This window comes from Flavobacterium sp. SORGH_AS_0622 (assembly GCF_030818825.1).
Lineage (GTDB): Bacteria > Bacteroidota > Bacteroidia > Flavobacteriales > Flavobacteriaceae > Flavobacterium.
On record NZ_JAUTAX010000001.1, the window covers coordinates 3,801,489 to 3,826,104 of the forward strand.

Here is a 24,616-nt window from a genome sequence, read left to right on the forward strand (position 1 = left end):
TAGAAGAAAGATGCAAGAAGCAAGATTTCAAAACAAAGTTTTGTCTTTTCTCTTGGCTCTTGCTTCTATAAATCTTTAAAAAAAACAAAACAAATGAAAACAGCATATATAGTAAAAGCATATAGAACAGCAGTTGGAAAAGCTCCAAAAGGTGTTTTTAGATTTAAAAGACCTGATGAATTAGCTGCAGAAACCATTCAGTTTATGATGGACGAACTGCCTAATTTCGATAAAAAACGTATCGATGACGTTATGGTAGGAAATGCCATGCCAGAAGCAGAACAAGGTTTGAACGTTGGACGTTTGATTTCTCTTATGGGATTAAAAGTAGAAGATGTTCCTGGAGTTACGGTAAACCGTTACTGCGCATCTGGACTGGAAACTATCGGAATGGCGACTGCTAAAATCCAATCAGGAATGGCAGATTGTATCATTGCAGGTGGTGCAGAAAGCATGAGTTTTATTCCGATGGGAGGTTACAAACCAACTCCGGATTATAAAGTTGCTGCTGCAGGTCACGAAGATTACTATTGGGGAATGGGCTTAACTGCTGAAGCCGTTGCCAATCAATACAAAATTTCAAGAGAAGATCAGGATGAGTTTGCATACAACTCACACATGAAAGCTTTGAAAGCTCAGGCAGAAGGTAAATTCGACAAACAGATCGTTCCAATTACTGTTGAGCAGACTTTCATCAACGAAAATGGTAAAAAAGAAACAAAATCATACGTTGTAAAACAAGACGAAGGACCGAGAGCTGGAACTTCTATCGCTGCTTTATCAGGTTTAAAACCGGTTTTCGCTGCTGATGGAAGTGTTACTGCGGGTAACTCCTCACAAATGAGTGATGGTGCTGCATTCGTTTTAATCATGAGCGAAGAAATGGTAAAAGAATTAAATCTGGAACCAATTGCACGTTTGGTAAATTTTGCTTCTTCTGGTGTTGAGCCAAGAATTATGGGTATCGGTCCAGTTAAAGCAATTCCGAAAGCCTTAAAACAAGCTGGTTTAGAATTAAAAGATATTGACTTAGTGGAATTAAACGAAGCTTTTGCTTCTCAGTCTTTGGCTGTAATTCGCGAATTAGGTTTAAATCCGGATATCGTAAACGTAAACGGTGGAGCAATCGCTTTAGGACATCCTCTAGGTTGTACAGGAGCTAAACTTTCTGTTCAGTTATTTGATGAAATGAAACGCAGAGGAAGTAAATACGGAATTGTTTCTATGTGTGTGGGTACTGGGCAAGGAAGTGCTGGGATTTACGAAGTGTTGTAGTTTTTAAGAGGAAAGAAGCAAGAAGCAAGACTTGATTTTTGGAATGATAATATTCTGAGAGTAAACATTTTTAAAAGTAGTACAAAACCTACATTTAATTTTTCTTCTTATCTTGCCTCAAAAAAACATGAGACACAATTTTAAGAATTTGAAAATTTGGATTTTAGCTATGGAAATTACAAATGACATCTATAGACTAACAGCCACTTTTCCAAAATCAGAAATTTATAGTTTGGCAAATCAAATGAATCGATGTTCTGTTTCAATGCCTTCAAATATCGCTGAGGGCTCAAACAGAGGCAATAAACATTTTCAACATTATTTGAATATCAGTTTAGGTTCGTCATTTGAATTGCAAACACAATTGTTAATAGCTTGTCAAAATGATTATTTAACAAAGGAAAAAACAGAAAAATTAGAAAACAAAATAATTGAATTTCAAAAGATGACCACAGGCTTTATTAGCAAGTTAATTTAAAATCTTGCTTCTTGCTTCTTTCATCTTTTACCTAAAAACATAAGCAATGGCAGATACAATCGAAAAAAACGTGACTCGTGGTGGTCAGTTTTTAGTTAAAGAAACAAAATGCGAGGACATCTTTACTCCAGAAGATTTCTCGGAAGAGCAGTTAATGATGCGTGACTCTGTTAAGGAGTTCGTTGACAAAGAATTATGGGCGCATAAAGATCGTTTTGAGAAAAAAGATTATGCTTATACAGAAGCTTCTATGCGTAAAGCGGGTGAATTGGGACTTCTTGGAGTTGCAGTACCTGAAGAATACGGCGGATTAGGAATGGGATTTGTTTCTACAATGTTAGTTTGTGACTACATTTCTGGAGCAACTGGTTCTTTCTCAACTGCTTTTGGTGCGCATACGGGAATTGGAACAATGCCAATTACACTTTATGGTACTGAAGAACAAAAGAAAAAATACGTTCCAAAATTGGCTTCAGGAGAATGGTTTGGAGCTTACTGCTTAACTGAGCCAGGCGCTGGATCTGATGCAAATTCAGGAAAAACTAAAGCTGTTTTATCTGAGGACGGAACTCATTATTTAATTACAGGACAAAAAATGTGGATTTCGAATGCAGGTTTTTGCAGCTTATTCATCGTTTTTGCCCGTATTGGAGATGATAAAAACATTACAGGTTTCATCGTAGAAAATGATCCATCAAACGGAATTTCTATGAATGAAGAAGAACATAAATTAGGAATTCGTGCTTCTTCTACTCGTCAGGTTTTCTTCAACGAAACAAAAGTTCCGGTTGAAAACATGTTGTCTGAAAGAGGAAACGGTTTCAAAATTGCGATGAATGCTTTGAACGTTGGTCGTATTAAATTGGCTGCTGCTTGTTTGGATGCACAAAGAAGAGTTACTTCCGGAGCTGTAAAATATGCTAACGAAAGAATTCAGTTCAATACTTCTATTTCATCATTTGGAGCTATCCGTTCTAAATTAGCTGAAATGGCAACTAGCGCTTACGCGGGAGAAAGTGCTTCTTACCGTGCTGCAAAAGACATCGAAGACAGAATTGCTGCTCGTGAAGCGGAAGGAACTTCTCATCAGGAAGCTGAATTGAAAGGTGTTGAAGAATATGCTATCGAGTGTTCGATCTTGAAAGTAGCGGTTTCTGAAGACGTTCAAAACTGTTCTGACGAAGGAATTCAGGTTTTTGGCGGAATGGGATTCTCTGAAGATACTCCAATGGAAAGTGCTTGGAGAGATGCTCGTATCGCACGTATCTACGAAGGAACAAACGAAATCAACAGAATGCTTTCTGTAGGTATGCTGATCAAAAAGGCAATGAAAGGACACGTTGATTTACTTGGACCAGCAATGAAAGTTCAAGAAGAATTAATGGGAATTCCCTCTTTTGATACTCCAGATTTCTCTGAATTATTTGCAGAAGAAAAAACAATCGTAGCTAACTTGAAAAAAGTTTTCTTGATGGTTGCTGGAAGCGCTGTTCAAAAATATGGTCCAGAATTAGATTCTCACCAACAATTATTAATGGCTGCTGCAGATATCTTAATCGAAATTTATATGGCTGAAAGTACAATTCTTAGAACTGAGAAATTAGCTAAAAAAGAAGGTGAAGATAAAGTTCAAGAGCAAATTGCTATGGCAAAATTATACTTGTACAAAGCTGTAGATATTGTAAACTTAAGAGGAAAAGAAGGAATTGCTTCTTTCTCTGAAGGAGACGAACAACGTATGATGTTAATGGGATTGAAACGTTTTACAAAATACACTAACCTGCCAAATGTTGTGGCGTTGAGAGAAAAAATTGCAGAAAAATTAGTTGCAGAAAATTCATACTGCTTCTAATATTACAATAGTTTTTAGCTTTTAATTTGTTTAAACCCGCGCAAGTCCGAAACTGAGCGGGTTTATTTTTGTTATTTTCCAGATCTTTCTTCGCAATATTTTTGCAACGATTTGCAAAATTTTCGTTAAAATTAACTTGCAAAGTGAATTATAATAGTTAAATATCCAATGTATTACTTTATATTTAACGTTCTAAAAACGCTAAAAACAAAATAATGAAACAAATTACTCTAATCGCTTCTTTTTTGTTGTGCTTTGGTATCACGACGACCTTTGCTCAAAAGAACAAAAAAATGGACATAATCGCTTATTACACTGGCGATTCAAAACTTATTGATGAATACGAAGTTGGCAAATTAAATCAAATTATTTTCAGCTTCTGCCATTTAAAAGATGGAAAATTAAGTGTTGATTCTCCTAAAGATTCAACTACAATCAAACACTTAGTTTCTCTAAAAGCAAAAAATCCGCAGCTAAAAATTATTTTATCACTTGGCGGCTGGGGTGGCTGCGAACCTTGTTCTGCTGCTTTCTCTACTGCAGAAGGTCGTTTAAAGTTTGCTAAATCTGTAAAAGAAATAAGCGATTCTTATAAAGTTGACGGTTTAGATTTAGATTGGGAATATCCAGCAATCGAAGGGCTTCCAGGTCATTTGTATCAGGCTGTTGACAAACCTAACTTTACTGAACTGGTAAAAATATTACGTTCTACATTAGGTAAAAAATACGAATTGAGTTTCGCTGCAGGAGGTTTCCAAAAATATTTAGACGAATCTATTGACTGGAAAGCTGTAACTCCTTTGGTAAACCGCATCAATATTATGAGTTATGATTTAGTAAACGGATATTCTAAAGTTACTGGTCATCATTCTCCATTATACAGTACAAATGCTAATGAAGAATCTACGAATAGAGCTGTTGAATTTTTATTGAAACAAGGCGTTCCTGCAGAGAAACTAGTTATTGGCGGTGCTTTTTATTCAAGAACTTGGAAAAATGTAGAAAACGTAAATAATGGTCTTTATCAAGCTGGAGAACATATTCAAGGTATCGATTTTAAAAACTTTGCTACAACTTATACTGAAGCAAATGGATGGAAATACTTTTGGGATGATAAAGCAAAAGCACCATATTGGTATAACGCTTCAACCAAAACTTTTGCAACATCTGATGATCTTAAATCTATAAAAGCAAAAGCAGAATACGTAAAAGCGAAGAAATTAGGAGGAATTATGTTTTGGGAACTTACGTTAGATAGTTTCCGTGACGGAATGGTAAATGAAATTTACAAAGTAAAAACAGCAAAATAATTTTGTTTAAAAGAATAAAAAAAGGCAGTTATCTAAATAACTGCCTTTTTGTTTTATAGTTACAAAAACCTTATTGAACTTTTGATTTATCCAATTCTCCGATAAAAGGAATAGATTCTAAAATTTCACTGCGAATAATCGTTTGTAGATACACTTCCAACTGAATAAATTTAGCCGCATTTATAGCTCCAATCGCTTTTTTGGCTTGACTATAGGTTTTAGAGTAAAGTTTTTCATAATCAATATGATTTTTTAAAGTACCTTTTGCTAATTCATCGGCTTTGGCATCTGTCAAAGTTTCATAATTAGCTGCATAATCATTTATTAATTGAAATTTGGTTTGTCCGAGCGCTTTACGTTTGGTTTCGTACTCATCATACACTTTTGTAAAAGCTGCTGCTTGAGCATCTGACAAGTTCATGTATTGTTTTACTAAATCACTTTTAGATTTTCCGTAAACACTTTGCAAAACATCTACATCTTCTTTAAAAGAAGATTGTGCATAAGATGAAAATGAGGCAACAGCCAGAATAAGAATAAGACTTAATTTTTTCATAGTTTCAATTTTAAATTTGTTTTTAAAAATAATATGCATACTAAATATACTGATTATTAAAACCTTAAAACCCAAAACAGTATATCTATATCTTAAATAGGTAAAACTATTATTTATTCACCGATGTCTTTGGAGCACTAATTATTCCATCATAACTAATTGGCGCTCTATTGTTACTATTTACATTAAGCGTAGCTGTTCCATTAGAAAAAATACTAAACATTAGATCATAAACATCGTTTTTTCCTCGAACTGTCGCTTTTAAAATGGTATTTTTCTTTTTCTTTTCAATTTTGATATTCTCAGGTTTTCCTTCAAATTTAATTCCGCCGTCACCATTATACGCAACATTAAATCCGCGTCCAAAAAAAGGAAGATCGCAAGTTGTGTTTTCTGTATTAAAATTCAAGAAATAAGTATTATAATCCAGCTGAATTAATCTTCCACCTTGCGGTGTAACCTTTTGTGCTTCAAAAACAAAATTCTTGGCATCTAAAAGTGCTTGAATTTCATTTTGCTTTTTTAGTTCTCTTTCTTCTTTTAATTCTTTTTTTGTTTTTTCCTGTGCCGAAACTGAAAAGCTTAAGAGTGAAAAAATCAGGAACATAACAGATATTTTAGCTTTCATAGCATTATTTTTTAGTAAAACGCATCATTGCAATATCTCCAGAAATAAAATTTAAAGTTTTACCATCATCTGTAATATCGTATGAAGTAATTTTTTGAAGTGTACTCATGTAAGTCTGTTCGCCCTGTTGTCCGTCCAGACACATCATTTTGGTCACTGCCATTGGCTGTGTAAAATCAATTTTATTTCCATTTACAACCAATTTTCCAGTATAAGAATTACAGCTGTTATTGCCCGAAACCTGGTTTTCTTTTGTGTTGAAAATTATTGTAGGTTTCTTATTTGGGTATAGACCATCAAAAGTAATCTTTGGACTAGTGATATAATTCAGTTCCCAAGTTCCGTCGAGTTTTGAAACTGCATCACTTTTTTTACATTTAAAAATATTGCAGGAAAGCAATATTGAACTAAGAAAAACGAGAGTAAAAATCTTTTTAATCATAATAGTTAAGAATTAAATATGAGCGAATTAGAGCAGGATGATCTCAGAAATTATTCGTTAAAACCATACGAATTTACGCAATATTTCCGTGTTATGTGCTCAATCGATATTAAATTATAACGAATAGTTTGACTTTTTTTTAACTTTTAGAGTTAAGCCATTCCGTTATTTTATGTTAAATTTACTTAATATTTAACTAAAATGCCCATATATATGAAAAAACTAATTGTTTCTTTCGCTATAATTACAGCCGTAATCATTGGCTGTAAGACAAATACAAAATCAAGTGATGCAAAAACATTAACAGTTGCATTAGAACCAAAAAGCAACAGTAAGGTTACTGGAACTGCTGTTTTTACAGAGAAAAATGGAAAAGTTACTTTTACTGCAAAAATGACTGGATTAGAACCAGGAGTTCACGCTATACATATCCATGAAAAAGCAGATTGTAGTGCTGCAGACGGAAGCTCTGCTGGAGGACACTGGAATCCAACTTTTAAAAAACACGGAAAATGGGGAGTTGGCGAATATCATAAAGGTGATATCGGAAACTTTACTGCAGATGCAAAAGGTAATGGATCGATCACTTTAACTACTGACGAATGGTGCGTTGGATGTGGAGATTCTAACAAAGATGTTCTTGGCAAAGGTTTAATCGTTCATGCAGGAACAGATGATTTTACAACCCAGCCTACAGGAAATGCCGGCGGAAGAGTTGCTTGTGCAGGAATCATCAAATAAGAAAATACAATAACCACTATTTTTAACAAAATCTAGTGGTTATTTCATTTTAAAATGAATCCTAAAACAAGAAAAAGACATAGCTTTGCATTAGCAAAATTAAGTCAATGATTAACCCATCAGCACACGGCTGGATAGATAAGTTTTTTAGTGAACAGAAGTTTTCAGAAGCAATTCCTTTTGAAACAGTAGAATCGTTTTACTATAAAGTAAGAGAAACGGGATTTATTTATGGTCATATTATTGCTATAGATTCTCAGATTCCGATTCCGATAAAAGGCTGGTTTAAAACCGAAATTTCTAAAGTAGCTTTACTTAATACACTCTATCATGTTTTTTGTTTAGAGAAAAGAAACTCGGAACCTAAAAATTTCATCTCAGAAGTTTTAAAGTTTTACAAACAAATGAATCCAGAAGGATTTAACTTGTTTAAAATTTTACTTCCAAAAGATACTCCTTCCCTCTCTCTGGAAAGCATTATTGACCAAAGGGTTCAGACGAATGACAGCATCATCAGCAAAAACTTTTCGCATTTGGTAACAAATGCTTTATTGTTTATTGATGTTTTAGCTTTTAGACAATATTTGGCTCATGGCGAAATTCCAGAAAAATATCTAAAACGTATTGAAGAAACAGTTCTTGGTATTGTGGGTTTAGCGCTAAAAACTAAAACGGTAAAATCACAGCACGATGATTTATTGATTAAATTATTCGAAGCTTCTATTCGTTATTCTAAATTCTCTAAAGTTACTGTAGATACTTTAGAAACCTTGCAGTTAGATTATTTCAGCAACAAATTAGAGCAATATTATTTAATTGATATGGCTGGAATGGCACTTTGGAGTGATGGTGTTGTTGAAAATGAAGAAGCTTATTTTTTATATTCTTTAGGATCAATGATGGGTGTTACAGATGAATTTACAGCCCAAAGTATTGCAACAACAAACGCTTTTATCACAACTCATAAAAGTAAAATTCCTTATTTTAATTACTCGAACCCTGTTAAGCATTTTTACGATCAAATGACGCACAGCGTTATAAAATTGATCACAAGAAACAAAAACCGATTGGTAAGAGAAATTATGCAGAGTAAAGAACTCGTTGTTTTATTAGCATACTCTACAACAAGAGATTTGGATGCAAAGGAAAAAAAGAAAGTCAAAAAACAGCTTTTGGACATTTGTAAAACAATTCCATCGCTTACGATATTTTTACTTCCAGGAGGAAGTTTGTTATTACCAATATTAATCAAGTTTATCCCAACAATGCTTCCATCTGCATTTAACGAAAACTTAGATGAAAATGAATAAAAAAAATCGCCCTTTTGAGGGCGATTTTTTTATCTATTAAAGATCTAATTGATAAACTTCGTCTAGTTCATCATTCGACGCGATATTTACATTTAAATCGGTTACAAAACCTGAATTTAATCCGTAAACCCATCCGTGAAGCATTAAATCCTGACCATTTTTCCATGCATTTTGTACAATAGAAGTCTTAGCTAAATTGTAAACCTGCTCTTTTGCATTGATTTCAACAAAAGCATTAAAACGTTCTGTTTCGTCCTCAATTGAGTTTAAGTATTTATCGTGCAGACGGTATTCATCTTTTATGTGACGAAGCCAGTTATCAATAATTCCAACAGATTGGTGTCCCATTGCAGCTTTTACACCTCCGCATCCATAATGTCCGCATACGATAACGTGTTTTACTTTTAATACATTTACAGCATAATCTAAAACACTAAGCATATTCATATCAGAATGCACAACCATATTTGCGATATTACGGTGAACAAAAACTTCACCTGGTTTTGCACCAACAATTTCGTTTGCAGGAACACGGCTGTCAGAACATCCAATCCATAATAATGGCGGCGACTGACCTTTTGCTAAATCAGCAAAATAATTTGGATCTAATGCCAATGAATTCTCTACCCACTTTTTATTGTTTTCTAATAACTGCTCATAAAACTTTCTCATTTTTTTATTTTTTTTTGTGGTAATTTTTAAGTTATAATCTTCTCAAAAAAGAACTTGAGGTAAAGTTACCTAATTTTTAAGATTTCTTCCTCCTTAAAAACACCTTATTTTAATTATTCTCCTTTAACAACTTCTTTTTTAACCACTTCCCTTTTTGCTACATCATAATAATGTTCAATAGTAACGTGATTGTTATTATCTGGTGTATTTTCTAATTCGTATGCTTCTTTAAAGCCTTTAAGTTTGACTTTAATGTTATCATCAATTGCCCTTGTTTCTTTAAATTCACGAATCAAATCTAAAACATCATGTGCAATATATTCTGTATCATGAGCATTGATAATTACTTTTGAATTTTCAGGAATTTCATTCAGCGTTTGTTTGATCGCAGCTTTATTTAAAAATGAAACTTCCTGCGCTAAATCGATGTGAATAATATCACCGTCTTCATATTCTTCTTTTTTGAAGATATAAGCTCTTTTTAAGTTTCCTCTTAAAACAAAAATGATACTAATAATAATTCCCAACGCAACACCTTTTAGCAAATCTGTCGCAACGACAAAGACCAAAGTTGCAATAAAAGGGACAAACTGGTATTTCCCCTTTTCCCAGAAATGCATAAAAGTTGCTGGTTTTGCTAATTTATAACCCACTAAAATTAAAACTGTTGCCAATGTTGCCAACGGAATTTTGTTTAAAATTGCTGGAATCGATAATACACTTATTAATAAAAGTACACCATGAATAATAGTAGACATTTTAGATTTTGCACCAGCATTATTATTAGCTGACGAACGCACTACAACAGATGTCATAGGAAGTCCTCCTAAAAGAGAACTTATTATATTACCCACACCTTGCGCTTTTAATTCAACATTTGTGTTTGTGTATCGTTTTTGAGCATCCATTCTATCTGAGGCTTCAATACATAAAAGTGTTTCAATAGAAGCAACAATGGCAATTGTAACAGCAACTACCCAAACCTGCGGATTTGAAACAGCGGCAAAGTTTGGCGTAATTATAATTGATTTAAATTCATCAAAAGATTTTGGAACTGGCAAAGAAACCAAATGTTCTTTTCCAATTGCCAAAGCGCTTCCTGTTGATACAAATATTTCATTTAAAACAACCCCAGCAATAACTGCAACTAGTGCTCCTGGAACTAATTTTATTCTTTTTAGAAATGGTACTTTCTCCCACGAAAGCAAGATTACCAGTGAGACTAAAGAAACTACTACGGCTCCTAATTGAATGTGATTTAAAAGATCAAACAAAAACGAAAAAGAATTACTTCCATCATTTTGTATAAAGGCTTGATCCCCTTCAAAATCAGCATCATAACCAAAAGCATGAGGGATTTGTTTTAAGATGATGATGATTCCTATACCAGCTAACATTCCTTCAATTACATTTGTTGGGAAATAGTTGGATATACTTCCGGCTTTTAAAAATCCTAATGCTAATTGAATTAATCCTGCAATAAAAACAGACATTAAAAATACATCGAAAGCTCCAAAATCGGTAATTGCGGTTAAAATAATAGCTGTCAACCCAGCAGCTGGACCCGATACACTAATATGTGACTGGCTTAAATAACCTACCACAATACCGCCTACAACACCAGCAATAATTCCAGAAAATAACGGCGCCCCAGAAGCCATTGCAATACCTAAACACAATGGAAGAGCCACCAAGAAAACCACTAAACCTGACGCAAAATCAGACTTAAGGTTGGCAAAAAGATTGATTTTTTTTGTCATAATAATACAATACTAAAAAAATTATTCATTAAAGATTTACCCCATTTGTTTAAATTCAAATGCGGTTAAAGATCAAATAATCGGAAGTATTATACTAAATTGGGAGGTGGAGCAAATATGCTCGGAGAAATATTGTCAAGTTTTACAATATTTTCAGATATGATTGTTTTTTTCTCGATGTAAACCGGAATTATAACTTCATGCTCCAAAATTGATGGATGGTGCATAACATTTTTCAGCTCTTTATGTACTTCTTCTTCAGCTATACTAAAAGATACAACTGTATTATTCCCTTTCTTTATCGCCTGAACAATTGTCGGGGTCGATAAGAAGGCAATAAAAATGAATAATAATATGCGAGCAACTAATTTCATTGAAGCAAAAATAGCGTTAAACAAATAAAATCAAAGAGATTTTTATAGAAATTTAACATAAACAAAAAAGCAGAACGCAATTTTTATGCTGTTCTGCCTTTAAATCGTTAACAAACAATATTTTAAAGAGTTTCTTCTAACCAAGCATTCATCATCCAAATTGTTTTTTCCTGCTCAGCAATAAAGTCACTCATCATAGAATTAGTACCTTCATCGTTAATTTCGTCAGATTTGTTTAATATCTCTCTTTCAATTTTTAACAAATCTGATAACGAATGAACAATTAACTGAACAGCTTTTTCATCATTAGAAATATTTTTTCCAACAGTTAATTTGTTATTTTTAATATAGTCCTCAAAAGTGTGCAGCGGAGTTCCTCCAATTGTCAAAACTCTTTCGGCTATCATATCAATTTTTAATTGTGCGTCTGTATATAATTCTTCGAATTTTACGTGTAAATCAAAAAAACGTTTTCCTCGAATGTTCCAGTGAATCCCTCTCAAGTTTTGATAATATACCTGAAAGTTTGATAATAATACATTCAACTCTTTTACTAATTCTTCTGATTCTTTTACAGGTAATCCTAAAATATTTGTTTTCATAATTTAATTTTTACACTAATTTACTACAAATTTAAAGTAAGTTTCATGAATTTTATATAAATAAAAATTATATTTTCTTATTTTTGCATCAAAATTTACTATCAATATGACTATAACTCAATTACAATATGTGTTAGCAGTTGCTGAGCATAAAAATTTCACTCTAGCTGCTGAAAAATGCTTTGTAACTCAGCCAACCTTGAGTATGCAGATACAAAAGATTGAAGAAGAACTTAATATATTAATTTTCGACAGAAGCAAAAAACCTATTCAACTTACTGACATTGGTCAAAAAATAGTGAACCAGGCGAAAAACATTGTAAACGAAGCCGATCGAATAAAAGACATTGTAGAGCAGCAAAAAGGTTTTATAGGAGGAGAATTCCGCTTAGGAATAATTCCAACCATTATGCCGACGCTTTTACCGATGTTTTTAAATAATTTCATTAAAAAATATCCAAAGGTAAAACTCTTAATTGAAGAGCTTAACACAGACGAAATTATTGTAAAGTTAAAAAACGGACATTTAGATGCTGCGATAGCTGCAACACCGCTGGAAGATGAAAAAATTAAAGAAATAGTTTTATACTTCGAACCATTTGTGGCTTATATTCCTGAGCATCATGCTAGTTTTCAAAAGCAGGAAATAGAAGTTTCTGATTTAAATTTAAATGAAATCCTTCTTTTACAAGACGGACACTGCTTTAGAGATGGAATTCTTAATTTATGCAAAAATGGTTCCGACATCGATCAGACTAATTTTCAGATTCAAAGCGGCAGTTTTGAAACCCTGATTAAATTAGCAGACGAAGGCCTTGGCACAACGTTACTTCCGTACTTGCACACGTTAGACTTAAAAGATTCCGACAAACTGAAACTACGTAATTTTAAGGAACCAAAACCTGCTCGTGAGGTAAGTTTAATTTACCCAAAGAGCGAATTAAAAATGCAAATCATTGACGCGATCAGATCTACAATTGCCGGCGTTGTAAAAGGAGCAATTGTTTTTCAGAATGTTCAAATCATTAGTCCTTTACAAAAGAAAGCATAAAAAAAGGAGCCAATTTTGGCTCCTTTTCTCTTATACTTTAATTAGCTGTAGACTCTGTTTTAATTCTGGTTTTTCAATAATGAAATTTAATAACCATTCTTGCAATTGTTCCATTTCGTAAGGCAACAGTGTTTTGATAGCTTTTTCTAACTCCTTGCAGAAAAGTACCGGGTCGAAACTTACTCTTTCAAGTATTGATTTCGTGTAATCAAACATCATTTTTGACATAATAAAATAAGATTTTCGGGGGGTTATCTATTTTTTTAAACTCGAGCAAATTTAATCAAATATCCAACATAAATACTACTTTTAACTTATTTTTTTAAAAAATTTAGCAACGAATACGTTTTCTTAAAACATATAAATCAATCTAGAATAATTCTAAATAGTTCATTTAAACCTTTTTAAAAGCTCGAAACATCTCTCTTTTCCCTGGAGGGCCTGCCAATTTTTCTACTGTAAACCCAACTTCGATCATACTCCTTTTAACAACTCCGCGCGCTGCATAAGTTACAAGAACACCGTTTGGCTTTAAACTATTGTACATTTTCTGAAAAATTTCTGTACTCCAAAGCTCCGGTTGTACTCTATATCCGAAGGCATCAAAGTAAATCAAATCAAAAATTTCAAAATCGTTTATTTCGTGAAAAAATTGTTTCCTTTTGGTTAACGAGAACAGATCGCAAATTTCTACCTTTTTATCCCATTCAGTTTTATGCATTTTTTCAAAAATGTTCTCAAATTCCAATGCTTCCAGCTCTTCGGCATAATTCATCTCCAGAATTTCATTTGCATCAACGGGATAAGCTTCTACTCCAACGTAATCAATATTCTGTTTTTTACGGACAGCTTCTAAAAAAGTAATAAAGGCATTTAAACCTGTTCCAAAACCTATTTCTAATATACTTATTGGCTGCTCAAATAAATCAAGTCCGTTTTTAATAAATACATGTTTAGCTTCTTGAATTGCACCATGTTTCGAATGATAACATTCATCCCATTCTAGCAAACGAATTGTAGTTGAGCCGTCTAGCGTTTTAATTATTTCCCTTTTCATTTTTTCGAAATTTGTAATAGCTTTTTATTGATTTTCAAGCCATTTTAATATTCAAAATTAGTCAAAACTAATGCGTAAAGCCTTAAAAATCGATAGTTTTTTCATAAAATCTTTATAAAAACGAATTAAATATTTGAGTTTATTATAGGATAAATAAATCTCAATCAAAAGCAGTAAATAATGAATTTTCACTAAGCTTTTTACATTATTTTACTTAATTTTGCATTCAATAAATTCTATTTTACATGATATCATCACGTTAGATTCTCGACCGTGAAATATCTCACAAAAAACTTACATAACTATGAGTACAACTCAAACAAGCAAAATTGAAATCATAAAAGCTACTTCTACAAAAATAAACGAAGTAGATTTTGACAACTTAAGTTTTGGTGCTGTATTTACAGACCATTTATTCGAATGCGATTTTAAAAACGGACAATGGCAAAATCCTGTCATTAAACCTTATGCTCCTATTTTGATGGATCCATCTTCAAAAGTCTTCCATTATGGTCAAGCTATTTTTGAAGGAATGAAAGCTTATAAAGATGACAATAATGATGTTTGGTTGTTTAGACCGGATGAAAACTACAAACGTTTTAATAGTTCTGCAGTAAGAATGGCAATGCCAGAAATTCCGGAATCTATTTTCATGGATGGTTTAAATGAATTATTGAAAGTAGACAAAGACTGGATTCAGAGAGGAAACGGAGCAAGTATGTATATCCGTCCGTTTATGATTGCTACAGGACCTGGAGTTATCGCCAATCCTTCTGACGAATATAAATTCATGATTTTACTTTCTCCTGCAAAAGCTTATTACGGAGGTGAAGTAAAAGTAATTATTGCTGAACATTACAGTAGAGCTGCAAATGGCGGAATTGGTGCCGCGAAAGCTGCTGGAAATTACGCTGCGCAATTTTACCCAACTAACTTGGCAAACAAAGATGGTTTCCAACAAGTTATCTGGACTGATGATGCAACGCACACAAAATTAGAAGAAGCTGGAACAATGAACGTTTTCTTCAGAATCAACGATACTTTATTGACTGCTCCAACAAGCGAAAGAATTTTGGATGGTGTTACTAGAAAAAGTTTGATCGCAATGGCTGAAAAAGAAGGTCTTAAAGTAGAAGTTCGTCCAGTAATTGTTTCAGAATTAGTTGAAGCTGCTAAAAACGGATCTTTAAAAGAAATTTTTGGAGCTGGAACTGCTGCAGTTATCAGCGTAATTAAAGGCTTCTCTTATCAAGATGAATATTATGAAATGGCTCCAATCGAGAATTCATACGCTTCTTTCTTAAAAGAAAAACTAACAAGTCTTCAAAACAAACTTTCTGAAGACACTTACGGATGGACAGTTAAAGTTCAATAATCAAAAGATATTTACAAAAACAAACCCGACAAATTTTAAAAAATCTGTCGGGTTTTGTGTTTTACTCTATTATAGTATAACTATTTAAACACAATATTGTCATTTCGACGAAGAGAAATCTCTGCAAGTAACTCCGCAACGAGAATTCAATCTTTGTCGAGCTTCTCGCAAGGATTTCTCCTTCGTCGAAATGACAAACTATACTCAAATAGCACAGCATTTTTTTTACAAAAGCTTCGAAAAATCAGGTTTAAAATAATTTGGACCTTTCATTACCTTACCGTCTTCACGATAAATTGGTTTCCCATCTTCGCCAAGCTTACTCATATTACTACGCTGAATTTCATCAAAAACAGCTTCAATTTTATCTTGAAGACCATGTTCTATAATTGTACCGCACAAAATATACATCATATCTCCAAGTGCGTCTGCAATTTCAACTAAATCATTATTTTGAACTGCCTCATAATATTCTTCATTTTCCTCTTTCATTAAATTGTAACGAAGTAATTTTTTCTCAGCTCCAACATCGGCAATTGGTGTTGCGCTGTGGCCAATTTTAAAAGCGGTGTGAAATTCTGTTACGGCGTCAAGTTGTTTTTTCATATAGTTGTTTCTTTTTTTTTGCTAATTTAAACTACTTCGATATAAATCTAGCAATAAAACTGAATTAAATCAAAAGGCAATTTAGCAGCAAATCGTCTGCAATTCTCTAAATTTGCCAAAAATAATTTTAAAGCTATGTTTAGTCAAGGACAATTAATATTTGGGGTGTGTTTTTTTATTGCTTTTGTAATCGTAATGATATTTGCTTATCGAAAAGATTTAGCATTACATAAAATCTTTTACAAAGGAAATTATAAAGTATTACTTGTTTTTTTACTATTCATCGCAATTTTATTTTTGATTAAAATTTTCTTTAAAAGATAATTATCCTCAAAGTTAAAAGGGTCTTTTTTCGATAAAAAAGTACATCGCAGCAAAATAAAACCTAATAATTATTGGTTATTAGTAAGACTCACAATAAAATTTATAACTTTACGAAACCAAACAATCTACCAATGAAAATTCTTAAGTATTTATTTCTTTTTGCGTTATTAAGTCTTGTTGCCCTTACCGTTTTTGTTGCTACACAAAAAGGAATTTTTGATGTAGAAAGAAGCAAAGTAATCAATTCGCCTCGTGCAACGGTTTACAATTACCTTAATGATTTTAGAAATTACGAAGATTTTGAATCTTGGTCGGTTGAAGATCCTTCAATACAAATGACTTTTCCGAACAAAACAAGCGGAAGCGGCGCTTCTTTTTATTGGGACGGGGTTGAAGGAAAAGGAAATGCAATCATCTTGAAAACAAAAGATGGTGAAAGCATTGAGCAAAAAATGAAATATGAAGGTACAGAAGCAGATGTGAGCTGGACTTTAAAAGATACCTTGAACGGAAAAACTAAAGTTACCTGGAAAGGAAAAGGAACTATGAGTTTTCTTTTCAAAATCTACACTGCATTACATGGAGGTTCTGACAGAGTTATTGGTACTATTTATGAAAAAAGTTTAGCCAATATTGATAAAAACCTTGATTACGAAACAAAAACTTATGCTGTTAAAGTTGATGGATTGGTTAAAAAAACTGAAACTCCATATATAAAACAAACTTTTACAAGTGAGATAGAAAAAGTAAACAAAAATGCCCGAATTGTAATTCCGAAGCTAATTCACTTTAGCGAAACAAACGGATTATCTGCAAGCGGAAAGCCTTTTATTATTTATCATACGTACGACACTAAAACAGGTTTAGCTAAAATCTCTATCTGTTTACCAATCAATAAAGAAATTTCTATTAGTTCTGGAAGTGACATTCTTTCTGGAAAACTTAACGGATTCGATGCTGTAAAAACTACGCTTACCGGAGATTATTCTCATAGAAATGAAGCTATTGCCAAAACAACAGCTTTTATAAACAAAGAAAAGATTACTCCAGAATTAAGCTGGTCGCATCTTGAAATTTGGACACTAAGTAAATTGGATGTTAAAGGCTCGTCTAAATTAGTTACTGAAATTTATTTCCCAGTTAAACCTAAAGTAGAAGAACCTGTAGTAACTACACCAGTTTATTCACCAGAAACCCAAGCGGAACCAGCACAGAAAAAACCTGCTGCTACTCCAGCCCCAGCTGCAACAACTCCTGCTAAAGAAGAAGAACAGTCAGAATTCTAAACTTAAAGGTGTTGATTAAACCTTTTGTTTTAAATTCAGTCTAAGTTATATTAAGAAGGTTTACAAAACAAAAAGTTTGATAGACGAGAAGGAATTTATAAAACAATTATTAAACCCTGAAACGCAAAATGTTGCGTTTCAAAAACTCCTATCTGATTATCAGAGACCTTTGTATTCTCATATTCGAAACATTGTTTTGAATCATGATGATGCCGACGATGTCTTGCAGAATACTTTTGTAAAAGTCTTTCAGTATCTTAAAAACTTTAAAGGTGAAAGTAAACTTTTTTCATGGATGTATCGTATTGCTACAAACGAAGCTTTGACTTTTTTATCTCAAAAAGCAAAATTAAGCGGTATTTCATCCGAAGATCTGCAGAATAAAACAATTGACAACCTAAAAGCAGATCTTTATTTTGATGGAGATGAAATTCAAATCAAACTTCAAAAAGCAATTGTAACACTTCCAGAAAAACAACAGCTGGTTTTCAAAATGAAATATTTTGAAGAATTAAAATATGAAGAAATAGCAGAAATCTTAGGTACTTCTGTGGGAGCTTTGAAGGCGTCTTATCATCATGCAGTAAAAAAAATCGAATTATATGTTACATCAAATTAAACCTTTTGTAACTAAAACTATCTTATAGGTATTATGAAAACATTTAAATTAGAAAACGAACCAAAAATAAAATCTGGATTTAAAACTCCCGAGCATTATTTTGATGATTTTTCAGAGAAAGTTTTACAGCAATTAAACGAAAAAGAAGTAAAAGTAATTCCTTTTTACAAACGTAAAAAAACATTCTCTCTAGTAGCGGCAGCGGTAGTAGGTTTTGCCTTAATGATTCCAATTGTGAACAATTATAGAGCAACATCAAATGATCTTGACGAAGCTACTTTAGAAACCTATTTATCGTATCAATCTAATTTGAATCAATACGATTTAATTCAAAAATTAGATGACAGCGATATCGAAAAAATAAACAATGACATTACTTTGGAAGATGAAACGATAGAAGATATTTTATCGACCAGTCCGAACATAGAACATTTAATTTCAGAACAAAACTAAATTAAACTTAACTTAACTTAACAATGAAAATAAAAAATATTTTACCGCTTCTGCTCTTTCTGACGAGTTTTTCATTTTTTGCACAAAATGGAAAAATTGACGAAAAGCGTGAAAAAATTAAAGCTTTTAAAGTTTCTTTTTTAACAACAGAATTAGAACTGACTTCTACAGAAGCCGAAAAATTCTGGCCAATTTACAATGCTTACGACGACAAGCAATTCGACTTAAAGCATTTGAAAATGAAAACTTATCTGCGAAAATTAAATGATGACAACATCAATAATCTTTCGGACAAAGATGCAGTAACATTATTATCTCAAATAGAAAGTACAGATAAGGAATTATATGTGCTTCGAGAAAAATACATGACAAGCTTAAAGAAAGTGCTTTCAGCAAAAAAAATACTAAAGCTTAAAAAATCTGAAGACGACTTTAATCGAAAATTACTACAACAATATAGAGATAAAGCTGGTAAAGATTAAATTCAAATACGAAACAACAGTGATAAGGACCCTATATAATAATACTTACTTTATTATTTAGGGTTCTTATTTTTTTATTTAAAGTTAAGTCGAACTACTTTATTGTGTCCCGCAGCAATTGCAGTATTACGATTGACAAATCGGATGGTAAAAAGTTTTGAATCTGTAGAAAGCTGTGTCCAGTTTTCACCTCCATTTTGAGAATATTGTATTCCTTCAGAACCTACACAAATAATTTCTCTGCCGCTTCCTCCTGGAACATATTGCACACATGATGCATAGCCAAATCCTAGATTCTGGCCAATTAATTCCCAAGTTTTTCCTCCGTCTTTTGTAAAAGCTTTATTATCTAGTTTTTTATTGGGAAATTCATAATCGCCACCAGCAATAAATCCTTGTTTAGAATCGTAAAAATCGGCCGTAAAAATTCCTGTCATTTCCTTTCCCTGCACAATTGGAGTCTCAATTACTTTCCATGTTTTTGCTTTATCTGGCGAATAGAAAACACGTGATTTTTTTCCTCCAGAAACCAGCCAAGTATCATTTCCTTTTATTACAATATTCGTATTACTGGCAGCAAAAGCAGCTTCTCCGGTAGCATTTGTTGGTAATTTATCAGATAATAATTTAGTCCAAGTTTCTCCTCCATCGCGAGTAACAATAACAGAAAAAGTATCTTCTGTCGGGTCACCAATTGCAATTCCTTCTTTATCGTTCCAAAACTGCATGCTATCATAAAAAACTTTGGGATTAACTTCTTTATAAACCAATTTAACTTTACGATCTTTTTTTGATACAGAATAAAGTAAAGCTGGATTTGCGACGCTCAGTAGAAATATATCTTTAGAAGTTTGAGCAATACTTCTAAATTCTAATTTAAGCGTATCTCGGTAAATATGCTCTTCAAATTTCTCTTTCTTATCTAGGTCATAATATCCAAAACGCGAATTATCAGCACCATACCAAACTTTATTTTTATCAATTAGAATTGCTCTTATACTAATTCTATCTTTAAATAAGGTATCTACAGTCATTGATGTAAAACCGCCGCTGTAGCAAACTTTAGTTTTATAATTAAATGTTTTAAAAGACATCAATAAAATAAAAATACCACAAAATAAAGCGAGTTTTTTCATAAGAATTCAAAATTTGGTTAATGCTAAAATACGATTATTTCTAACAATTCAAATGATTTTTTCTGGCATAATAATTGAAGTATATTTCTTACAATTGTAAAAAATAAAATATGAGAATTATAGTTTTAACTGGAATCTTACTATTATTTATGAATTCAGCTCATTCACAAAAAGTTAAAGTATATCCTAACAGTTCTTACGTACAAGAAAATTTAGATTTAAATGCTGTAGGCTTACTATTTGAAGAATCTGCAGATCTCGCAGACTTTGAGAAAAAAATAAATTATCCCCAAGATCGAATTTCAAATCTTGATTTAAATGATGATGGAAAAGTTGATTACTTAAAAGTTTCAGATAAAATCGAGAACAACATTCAAATAATAAAAATTCAATCTGAAATGAGTCCCAATATATATCAAGATGTAGCATCTATCAATATTATATTAAAGAATCAAAATAGAAGTGCAAATTCGGCTATCCGCACAGATCGTCAAAATATAAATCCAAACAGGAATGCAGATAGAGAACGAAGTTCATATTATAATGACTCAGGTTTACGTGCTAAAGACATCATACTTCCGTTTATGTACACAGCACTAAATATCTATTTAACTATTAGAAGATAAAGTACCCAATAAAATCACACTCATTATCAATAACATAAAATCTAAAAGCAATAAAATTATTTTGTGGCACAGTAATTGGATATCTACTAATACAAATAATTTAATATGATTTAGTCATGAAAGCGAAATTACTTATAATAGCCCTATTTGCATTAGCAATCAGTTCATGTCAAGCACAAGCTGGAGCTACTGTATACGCCAAAAATTCAGATATAAGCGATAATTTAGATTTAAGAGCAGTAGCTTCTATGTTTGGAGAATCTGCAAATCTTCAAGATTTTGAAAGAAGATTAAACGATCCTAAATATCAAATTTCTAACCTTGATTTAAATGGCGACGACCAAGTTGATTACCTGCGTGTAATTGAATCTGTAGAAGACAGAACCCACGTTGTAATTATTCAAGCTGTTTTGGATCGTGATGTTTACCAAGACGTTGCTACTATCGATGTTGAAAGAGATAATTATAATAAAGTAAGTGTTCAGGTTGTTGGAAACTCTTATTTATATGGCGACAACTATATTTATGAGCCTGTTTACAGTGTTGTTCCAGTAATTTATACTTCTTTCTGGGTTACTAACTACAGACCATACTATTCAACATGGTATTGGGGTTACTATCCAACATACTATTCTGCATGGAGACCTTATCCTGTGTATAGATACAGAAATAACATAAATGTATGTATCAATGTTCACAACAGCTACAACTACGTAAACACTAGAAGAAGTTACAGAGCTCCAGCTATTTATGAAACAAGACGTACATATGGTTACGAAAGAATGAAACCAAATTACAGCTTTGCTCAAAGACATTCTAATGTCAGCAACAGATACGATTTAGATCAAAGAAGAATTGCAAGCAGAGAATCTAATAGAAATTCAAACACTTACAACACTAACAGATCGAATACTGGAAGAGTTTATTCAGAAAACAGAAGTACGAATACAAATTATAATACTAACAGAACAGCTTCTGATAGAGGTTACAACACAAATCGTACAGCAAATACTAACAGAGACAATACTGCAACAGTAAATGCACCTGTAAGAACTGAAAATACTCAAAGATCAGATTATGGCAGAAATAATTCGGCTACTACTCCTGCTGCAAGAGGAAATTCAGAAAATAGAGGTTATAGTAACAGACAATCTTCACAAACAAGTGAAGCTCCTAGAAATTATTCTGAAAACAGAGCAAGTTCAAATAGAGTGAATACTCAGTCTGCTCCAGTGCAAAGAACCGAGCCTTCAAGAAACTATTCTGAAAGCAGATCAAACACTGCAAGACCTCAAAACACTCAGCGTTCTGAGTCTCCAAGAGTTAGTCAAGAATCCAGAGGAGGACAGACACAGAGAGAAAGCGGCTCAAATTCAAGAGGCGGCGGAAGAAGAGGTTAACAATATTTCAATTTATCATTAAAATAGAAGCACAATTTTACGATTGTGCTTTTTTTTATCTTTTTAATTTTAATTGCTTCTAATTTGTTTTAAAACAGTAAATTTGCAACCGTCTTTTATAAAAATATACATGAGCGCATCGCATAAAAACTTACATAGTAAGTTGTCTATTGGGGGTTTATTGATTACTTTAGGGATTATTTATGGAGATATTGGAACATCTCCATTGTACGTAATGAAGGCTATTCTGGGCGATCACACGATTAATGCCGATATTGTTTTAGGAGGTATTTCTTGTGTGTTTTGGACCTTGACATTACAAACTACAATTAAATATGTACTTATTACCTTAAGTGCAGACAATCATGGTGAAGGTGGAATCTTTGCGTTATACGCATTAGTCAAGAAAACAAAAATTCAATGGCTCATTGTGCCCGCCATCATTGGAGGAAGTGCCCTTCTTGCAGACGGAATTATAACACCGCCGATCTCAATCTCATCTGCTGTAGAAGGAATTAGGGCATTTTATCCAACAATGGAAACACAAACCATTGTCTATATTGTTATTTCTATCTTATTTGTTTTATTTACGATTCAGCAATTCGGAACTAAACTCGTTGGTAAATTCTTTGCACCAATGATGTTAATATGGTTTGCGATGCTGGGAACTTTAGGAGCTATACAAGTTATTAATTTTCCAGAAGTAATTAAAGCCATTAATCCATATTACGCTTATCATTTATTATCGATTCATCCTGATGGTTTCTTTGTTCTTGGTTTTGTATTTTTATGTACAACTGGAGCTGAAGCTTTATACTCTGACATGGGACACTGTGGAAGAAAAAACATCAGAATCAGCTGGATTTTTGTAAAAACAACTTTAGTTTTAAACTACTTCGGACAAGCAGCTTACTTAATTCACCATGAAGGAAGTACGTTGCAGCAACTAGGTGGAGAAAACGGGAATCCGTTTTACTTAATTATGCCGCATTGGTTTTTACCATTCGGAATTGTAGTGGCAACATTAGCAGCTGTAATTGCTTCTCAAGCGCTTATCAGCGGATCATTTACTTTGATAAATGAAGCTATGCGTTTGAATTTCTGGCCTAAAGTAAAAATCAAATATCCAACAGAAGTAAAAGGTCAATTATACATTCCGTCAATCAACTGGTTATTGTTTTTTGGTTGTGTTGGAATCGTTTTACATTTTGAAAAATCTGGAAACATGGAGCATGCGTATGGTCTTGCCATTATTTTATGTATGATCATGACCACGATTTTGTTGAATTATTACTTAATCATGAAACGTGTGAAATTATATTTCATGGTTCCGTTGATCACAATTTATCTTTTGATTGAATTTAGTTTCCTTTTTGCTAATATCACGAAATTCGCTGAAGGTGGTTATGTAACATTGATTATTGCAAGTATGCTGATCTCTGTAATGACTATTTGGTACCTAGCTAAGAAAATTAATAAAAACTATACGAAAGTGGTTAAAATTGATGACTACAAACGTGTATTAGTAGAACTAAGCCAAGATTTATCTATTCCGAAATATGCGACACACTTAGTTTACATGACCAATGCAAATCGAGTTGATGAATTGGAAGAAAAAGTAATTTATTCTATTCTGCAAAAACGCCCAAAAAGAGCTGATATTTATTGGTTTGTTCACGTTAATATCTTGACAGAACCTTATAAAACACAGTATAAAGTAACAGAAATCGCTAAAGACGATATTTATAGAATTGACTTTAATTTAGGTTTTAGAGAACCTACTAAAATCAATTTGATGTTTAGAGAAGTTATCAAAGACATGGTGAAACGCGGCGAAGTGGATATTACAAGCCGTTACGAATCTTTAAACAAAAACAATATTATTGGAGACTTTAAATTTGTTTTATCTGAGAAATTCTTATCAAACGACAACGATTTAAGATGGCATGAAAACATTATCATGAATTCTTACTTCTTTATTAAAAAACTGAGTTTATCTGAAGAAAGAGCTTTTGGACTAGACAGCAGTTCTGTAAAAATAGAGAAATTCCCAATGGTGCTTCATGCGCCAGAAAATATTGGATTAACGCGTATTATTAAATAAACGCTTTTAAATAATTCAAAAAAACACTCTATCTTTTAGAGTGTTTTTTTCTTTTAATGAGAATCTGAATTAAGATTCAGTATTAAAAATTTAACTT

At 32.6% G+C, this 24,616-nt stretch carries 26 protein-coding genes; 15 read left to right on the forward strand and 11 right to left on the reverse strand.

Going from position 1 to position 24,616, the window contains the following annotated elements; translation table 11 throughout:
• Nucleotides 1-93 precede the first annotated feature (93 nt).
• The 4 genes from QE431_RS16000 (at nucleotide 94) to QE431_RS16015 (ending at nucleotide 4,915) form a co-directional block, all read left to right on the forward strand.
• A complete protein-coding gene (locus tag QE431_RS16000; protein ID WP_307297674.1) occupies nucleotides 94-1,275 on the forward strand; it encodes an acetyl-CoA C-acyltransferase in 1,182 nt (393 codons plus the stop codon).
• A gap of 127 nt (nucleotides 1,276-1,402) precedes the next feature.
• Nucleotides 1,403-1,753: a four helix bundle protein gene (locus QE431_RS16005; protein WP_307297677.1), complete on the forward strand. Its 351-nt coding sequence runs from the start codon at nucleotides 1,403-1,405 to the stop codon at nucleotides 1,751-1,753.
• A 46-nt stretch (nucleotides 1,754-1,799) separates the two neighbouring features.
• Nucleotides 1,800-3,605 (forward strand): acyl-CoA dehydrogenase family protein, encoded by a 1,806-nt coding sequence (locus tag QE431_RS16010; protein WP_307297679.1) that lies wholly within the window; start codon nucleotides 1,800-1,802, stop codon nucleotides 3,603-3,605.
• A gap of 215 nt (nucleotides 3,606-3,820) precedes the next feature.
• Complete coding sequence (locus QE431_RS16015) at nucleotides 3,821-4,915, forward strand: glycoside hydrolase family 18 protein (RefSeq protein WP_307297682.1); 1,095 nt, start codon at nucleotides 3,821-3,823, stop codon at nucleotides 4,913-4,915.
• Nucleotides 4,916-4,985: 70 nt separating this feature from the next.
• Here QE431_RS16015 and QE431_RS16020 read toward each other — a convergent pair whose 3' ends face one another.
• The 3 genes from QE431_RS16020 to QE431_RS16030 all read right to left on the reverse strand — a co-directional run bounded on the left by QE431_RS16020 (nucleotide 4,986) and on the right by QE431_RS16030 (nucleotide 6,541).
• Nucleotides 4,986-5,471 (reverse strand): hypothetical protein, encoded by a 486-nt coding sequence (locus QE431_RS16020; protein WP_057117011.1) that lies wholly within the window; start codon nucleotides 5,469-5,471, stop codon nucleotides 4,986-4,988.
• 109 nt (nucleotides 5,472-5,580) lie between these two features.
• A complete protein-coding gene (locus QE431_RS16025; RefSeq protein ID WP_134139935.1) occupies nucleotides 5,581-6,099 on the reverse strand; it encodes a DUF4251 domain-containing protein in 519 nt (172 codons plus the stop codon).
• 4 nt (nucleotides 6,100-6,103) lie between these two features.
• Nucleotides 6,104-6,541 carry an META domain-containing protein gene (locus QE431_RS16030; RefSeq protein ID WP_307297685.1) on the reverse strand — a complete coding sequence of 146 codons (438 nt, stop codon included), beginning with the start codon at nucleotides 6,539-6,541 and terminating at the stop codon, nucleotides 6,104-6,106.
• A 213-nt stretch (nucleotides 6,542-6,754) separates the two neighbouring features.
• Between QE431_RS16030 and QE431_RS16035 the strand changes: the two genes are divergently transcribed.
• Both QE431_RS16035 and QE431_RS16040 read left to right on the forward strand, forming a co-directional pair.
• Nucleotides 6,755-7,282 (forward strand): superoxide dismutase family protein, encoded by a 528-nt coding sequence (locus QE431_RS16035; RefSeq protein WP_057116694.1) that lies wholly within the window; start codon nucleotides 6,755-6,757, stop codon nucleotides 7,280-7,282.
• A gap of 107 nt (nucleotides 7,283-7,389) precedes the next feature.
• Entirely contained in the window at nucleotides 7,390-8,592 is a 1,203-nt protein-coding gene (locus QE431_RS16040; RefSeq protein ID WP_057116695.1) for an LETM1-related biofilm-associated protein, read from the forward strand.
• A 36-nt stretch (nucleotides 8,593-8,628) separates the two neighbouring features.
• Here the strand turns inward: QE431_RS16040 and can are convergent, their stop codons facing one another.
• From can to QE431_RS16060, 4 genes are all read right to left on the reverse strand, one after another.
• A complete protein-coding gene (can, locus tag QE431_RS16045) occupies nucleotides 8,629-9,264 on the reverse strand; it encodes a carbonate dehydratase (protein ID WP_057116696.1) in 636 nt (211 codons plus the stop codon).
• Between the two features lie 113 nt (nucleotides 9,265-9,377).
• A complete protein-coding gene (locus QE431_RS16050; protein ID WP_307297690.1) occupies nucleotides 9,378-11,024 on the reverse strand; it encodes a SulP family inorganic anion transporter in 1,647 nt (548 codons plus the stop codon).
• Between the two features lie 89 nt (nucleotides 11,025-11,113).
• Nucleotides 11,114-11,398 carry a hypothetical protein gene (locus QE431_RS16055; RefSeq protein WP_241774348.1) on the reverse strand — a complete coding sequence of 95 codons (285 nt, stop codon included), beginning with the start codon at nucleotides 11,396-11,398 and terminating at the stop codon, nucleotides 11,114-11,116.
• A 122-nt stretch (nucleotides 11,399-11,520) separates the two neighbouring features.
• Entirely contained in the window at nucleotides 11,521-12,000 is a 480-nt protein-coding gene (locus tag QE431_RS16060; RefSeq protein ID WP_307297692.1) for a Dps family protein, read from the reverse strand.
• A gap of 106 nt (nucleotides 12,001-12,106) precedes the next feature.
• On the opposite strand from QE431_RS16060, the gene QE431_RS16065 reads away from it, so the two are divergent.
• Nucleotides 12,107-13,051: a LysR substrate-binding domain-containing protein gene (locus tag QE431_RS16065; protein WP_134139931.1), complete on the forward strand. Its 945-nt coding sequence runs from the start codon at nucleotides 12,107-12,109 to the stop codon at nucleotides 13,049-13,051.
• 30 nt (nucleotides 13,052-13,081) lie between these two features.
• On the opposite strand, the gene QE431_RS16070 is transcribed toward QE431_RS16065, so the two are convergent.
• Nucleotides 13,082-13,279, reverse strand: coding sequence for a hypothetical protein (locus QE431_RS16070; RefSeq protein WP_057116701.1), 198 nt, complete (start codon nucleotides 13,277-13,279; stop codon nucleotides 13,082-13,084).
• Between the two features lie 166 nt (nucleotides 13,280-13,445).
• Nucleotides 13,446-14,108, reverse strand: a complete 663-nt coding sequence (gene mnmD / locus QE431_RS16075; RefSeq protein ID WP_281866298.1) for a tRNA (5-methylaminomethyl-2-thiouridine)(34)-methyltransferase MnmD — start codon at nucleotides 14,106-14,108, stop codon at nucleotides 13,446-13,448.
• Between the two features lie 304 nt (nucleotides 14,109-14,412).
• Between mnmD and QE431_RS16080 the strand changes: the two genes are divergently transcribed.
• A complete protein-coding gene (locus tag QE431_RS16080) occupies nucleotides 14,413-15,483 on the forward strand; it encodes a branched-chain amino acid aminotransferase (RefSeq protein WP_307297696.1) in 1,071 nt (356 codons plus the stop codon).
• Between the two features lie 225 nt (nucleotides 15,484-15,708).
• Here the strand turns inward: QE431_RS16080 and QE431_RS16085 are convergent, their stop codons facing one another.
• Entirely contained in the window at nucleotides 15,709-16,089 is a 381-nt protein-coding gene (locus QE431_RS16085) for a nucleoside triphosphate pyrophosphohydrolase family protein (protein ID WP_057116704.1), read from the reverse strand.
• A gap of 455 nt (nucleotides 16,090-16,544) precedes the next feature.
• On the opposite strand from QE431_RS16085, the gene QE431_RS16095 reads away from it, so the two are divergent.
• The 4 genes from QE431_RS16095 to QE431_RS16110 all read left to right on the forward strand — a co-directional run bounded on the left by QE431_RS16095 (nucleotide 16,545) and on the right by QE431_RS16110 (nucleotide 19,253).
• Entirely contained in the window at nucleotides 16,545-17,699 is a 1,155-nt protein-coding gene (locus tag QE431_RS16095; RefSeq protein ID WP_057116706.1) for an SRPBCC family protein, read from the forward strand.
• Nucleotides 17,700-17,775: 76 nt separating this feature from the next.
• A complete protein-coding gene (locus QE431_RS16100; RefSeq protein WP_307297701.1) occupies nucleotides 17,776-18,318 on the forward strand; it encodes an RNA polymerase sigma factor in 543 nt (180 codons plus the stop codon).
• A 33-nt stretch (nucleotides 18,319-18,351) separates the two neighbouring features.
• A complete protein-coding gene (locus QE431_RS16105) occupies nucleotides 18,352-18,771 on the forward strand; it encodes a hypothetical protein (protein ID WP_134139927.1) in 420 nt (139 codons plus the stop codon).
• A 23-nt stretch (nucleotides 18,772-18,794) separates the two neighbouring features.
• A complete protein-coding gene (locus QE431_RS16110) occupies nucleotides 18,795-19,253 on the forward strand; it encodes a hypothetical protein (RefSeq protein WP_057116709.1) in 459 nt (152 codons plus the stop codon).
• A gap of 74 nt (nucleotides 19,254-19,327) precedes the next feature.
• Here QE431_RS16110 and QE431_RS16115 read toward each other — a convergent pair whose 3' ends face one another.
• Entirely contained in the window at nucleotides 19,328-20,389 is a 1,062-nt protein-coding gene (locus tag QE431_RS16115) for a hypothetical protein (RefSeq protein ID WP_057116710.1), read from the reverse strand.
• A 149-nt stretch (nucleotides 20,390-20,538) separates the two neighbouring features.
• On the opposite strand from QE431_RS16115, the gene QE431_RS16120 reads away from it, so the two are divergent.
• The 3 genes from QE431_RS16120 (at nucleotide 20,539) to QE431_RS16130 (ending at nucleotide 24,519) form a co-directional block, all read left to right on the forward strand.
• Entirely contained in the window at nucleotides 20,539-21,015 is a 477-nt protein-coding gene (locus QE431_RS16120; RefSeq protein ID WP_307297707.1) for a hypothetical protein, read from the forward strand.
• A 116-nt stretch (nucleotides 21,016-21,131) separates the two neighbouring features.
• Complete coding sequence (locus QE431_RS16125; protein WP_307297710.1) at nucleotides 21,132-22,415, forward strand: hypothetical protein; 1,284 nt, start codon at nucleotides 21,132-21,134, stop codon at nucleotides 22,413-22,415.
• A 130-nt stretch (nucleotides 22,416-22,545) separates the two neighbouring features.
• Nucleotides 22,546-24,519 (forward strand): KUP/HAK/KT family potassium transporter, encoded by a 1,974-nt coding sequence (locus QE431_RS16130; protein WP_057116713.1) that lies wholly within the window; start codon nucleotides 22,546-22,548, stop codon nucleotides 24,517-24,519.
• The last annotated feature ends 97 nt before the right edge of the window (nucleotides 24,520-24,616 follow it).

Coding starts and splice junctions, on each gene's coding strand:
- QE431_RS16000 (WP_307297674.1), top strand. CDS start 94: ATGAAAACAGCATATATAGTAAAAGCATATAGAACAGCAGTTGGAAAA.
- QE431_RS16005 (WP_307297677.1), top strand. CDS start 1,403: ATGAGACACAATTTTAAGAATTTGAAAATTTGGATTTTAGCTATGGAA.
- QE431_RS16010 (WP_307297679.1), top strand. CDS start 1,800: ATGGCAGATACAATCGAAAAAAACGTGACTCGTGGTGGTCAGTTTTTA.
- QE431_RS16015 (WP_307297682.1), top strand. CDS start 3,821: ATGAAACAAATTACTCTAATCGCTTCTTTTTTGTTGTGCTTTGGTATC.
- QE431_RS16020 (WP_057117011.1), bottom strand. CDS start 5,471: ATGAAAAAATTAAGTCTTATTCTTATTCTGGCTGTTGCCTCATTTTCA.
- QE431_RS16025 (WP_134139935.1), bottom strand. CDS start 6,099: ATGAAAGCTAAAATATCTGTTATGTTCCTGATTTTTTCACTCTTAAGC.
- QE431_RS16030 (WP_307297685.1), bottom strand. CDS start 6,541: ATGATTAAAAAGATTTTTACTCTCGTTTTTCTTAGTTCAATATTGCTT.
- QE431_RS16035 (WP_057116694.1), top strand. CDS start 6,755: ATGAAAAAACTAATTGTTTCTTTCGCTATAATTACAGCCGTAATCATT.
- QE431_RS16040 (WP_057116695.1), top strand. CDS start 7,390: ATGATTAACCCATCAGCACACGGCTGGATAGATAAGTTTTTTAGTGAA.
- can (WP_057116696.1), bottom strand. CDS start 9,264: ATGAGAAAGTTTTATGAGCAGTTATTAGAAAACAATAAAAAGTGGGTA.
- QE431_RS16050 (WP_307297690.1), bottom strand. CDS start 11,024: ATGACAAAAAAAATCAATCTTTTTGCCAACCTTAAGTCTGATTTTGCG.
- QE431_RS16055 (WP_241774348.1), bottom strand. CDS start 11,398: ATGAAATTAGTTGCTCGCATATTATTATTCATTTTTATTGCCTTCTTA.
- QE431_RS16060 (WP_307297692.1), bottom strand. CDS start 12,000: ATGAAAACAAATATTTTAGGATTACCTGTAAAAGAATCAGAAGAATTA.
- QE431_RS16065 (WP_134139931.1), top strand. CDS start 12,107: ATGACTATAACTCAATTACAATATGTGTTAGCAGTTGCTGAGCATAAA.
- QE431_RS16070 (WP_057116701.1), bottom strand. CDS start 13,279: ATGTCAAAAATGATGTTTGATTACACGAAATCAATACTTGAAAGAGTA.
- mnmD (WP_281866298.1), bottom strand. CDS start 14,108: ATGAAAAGGGAAATAATTAAAACGCTAGACGGCTCAACTACAATTCGT.
- QE431_RS16080 (WP_307297696.1), top strand. CDS start 14,413: ATGAGTACAACTCAAACAAGCAAAATTGAAATCATAAAAGCTACTTCT.
- QE431_RS16085 (WP_057116704.1), bottom strand. CDS start 16,089: ATGAAAAAACAACTTGACGCCGTAACAGAATTTCACACCGCTTTTAAA.
- QE431_RS16095 (WP_057116706.1), top strand. CDS start 16,545: ATGAAAATTCTTAAGTATTTATTTCTTTTTGCGTTATTAAGTCTTGTT.
- QE431_RS16105 (WP_134139927.1), top strand. CDS start 18,352: ATGAAAACATTTAAATTAGAAAACGAACCAAAAATAAAATCTGGATTT.
- QE431_RS16110 (WP_057116709.1), top strand. CDS start 18,795: ATGAAAATAAAAAATATTTTACCGCTTCTGCTCTTTCTGACGAGTTTT.
- QE431_RS16115 (WP_057116710.1), bottom strand. CDS start 20,389: ATGAAAAAACTCGCTTTATTTTGTGGTATTTTTATTTTATTGATGTCT.
- QE431_RS16120 (WP_307297707.1), top strand. CDS start 20,539: ATGAATTCAGCTCATTCACAAAAAGTTAAAGTATATCCTAACAGTTCT.
- QE431_RS16125 (WP_307297710.1), top strand. CDS start 21,132: ATGAAAGCGAAATTACTTATAATAGCCCTATTTGCATTAGCAATCAGT.
- QE431_RS16130 (WP_057116713.1), top strand. CDS start 22,546: ATGAGCGCATCGCATAAAAACTTACATAGTAAGTTGTCTATTGGGGGT.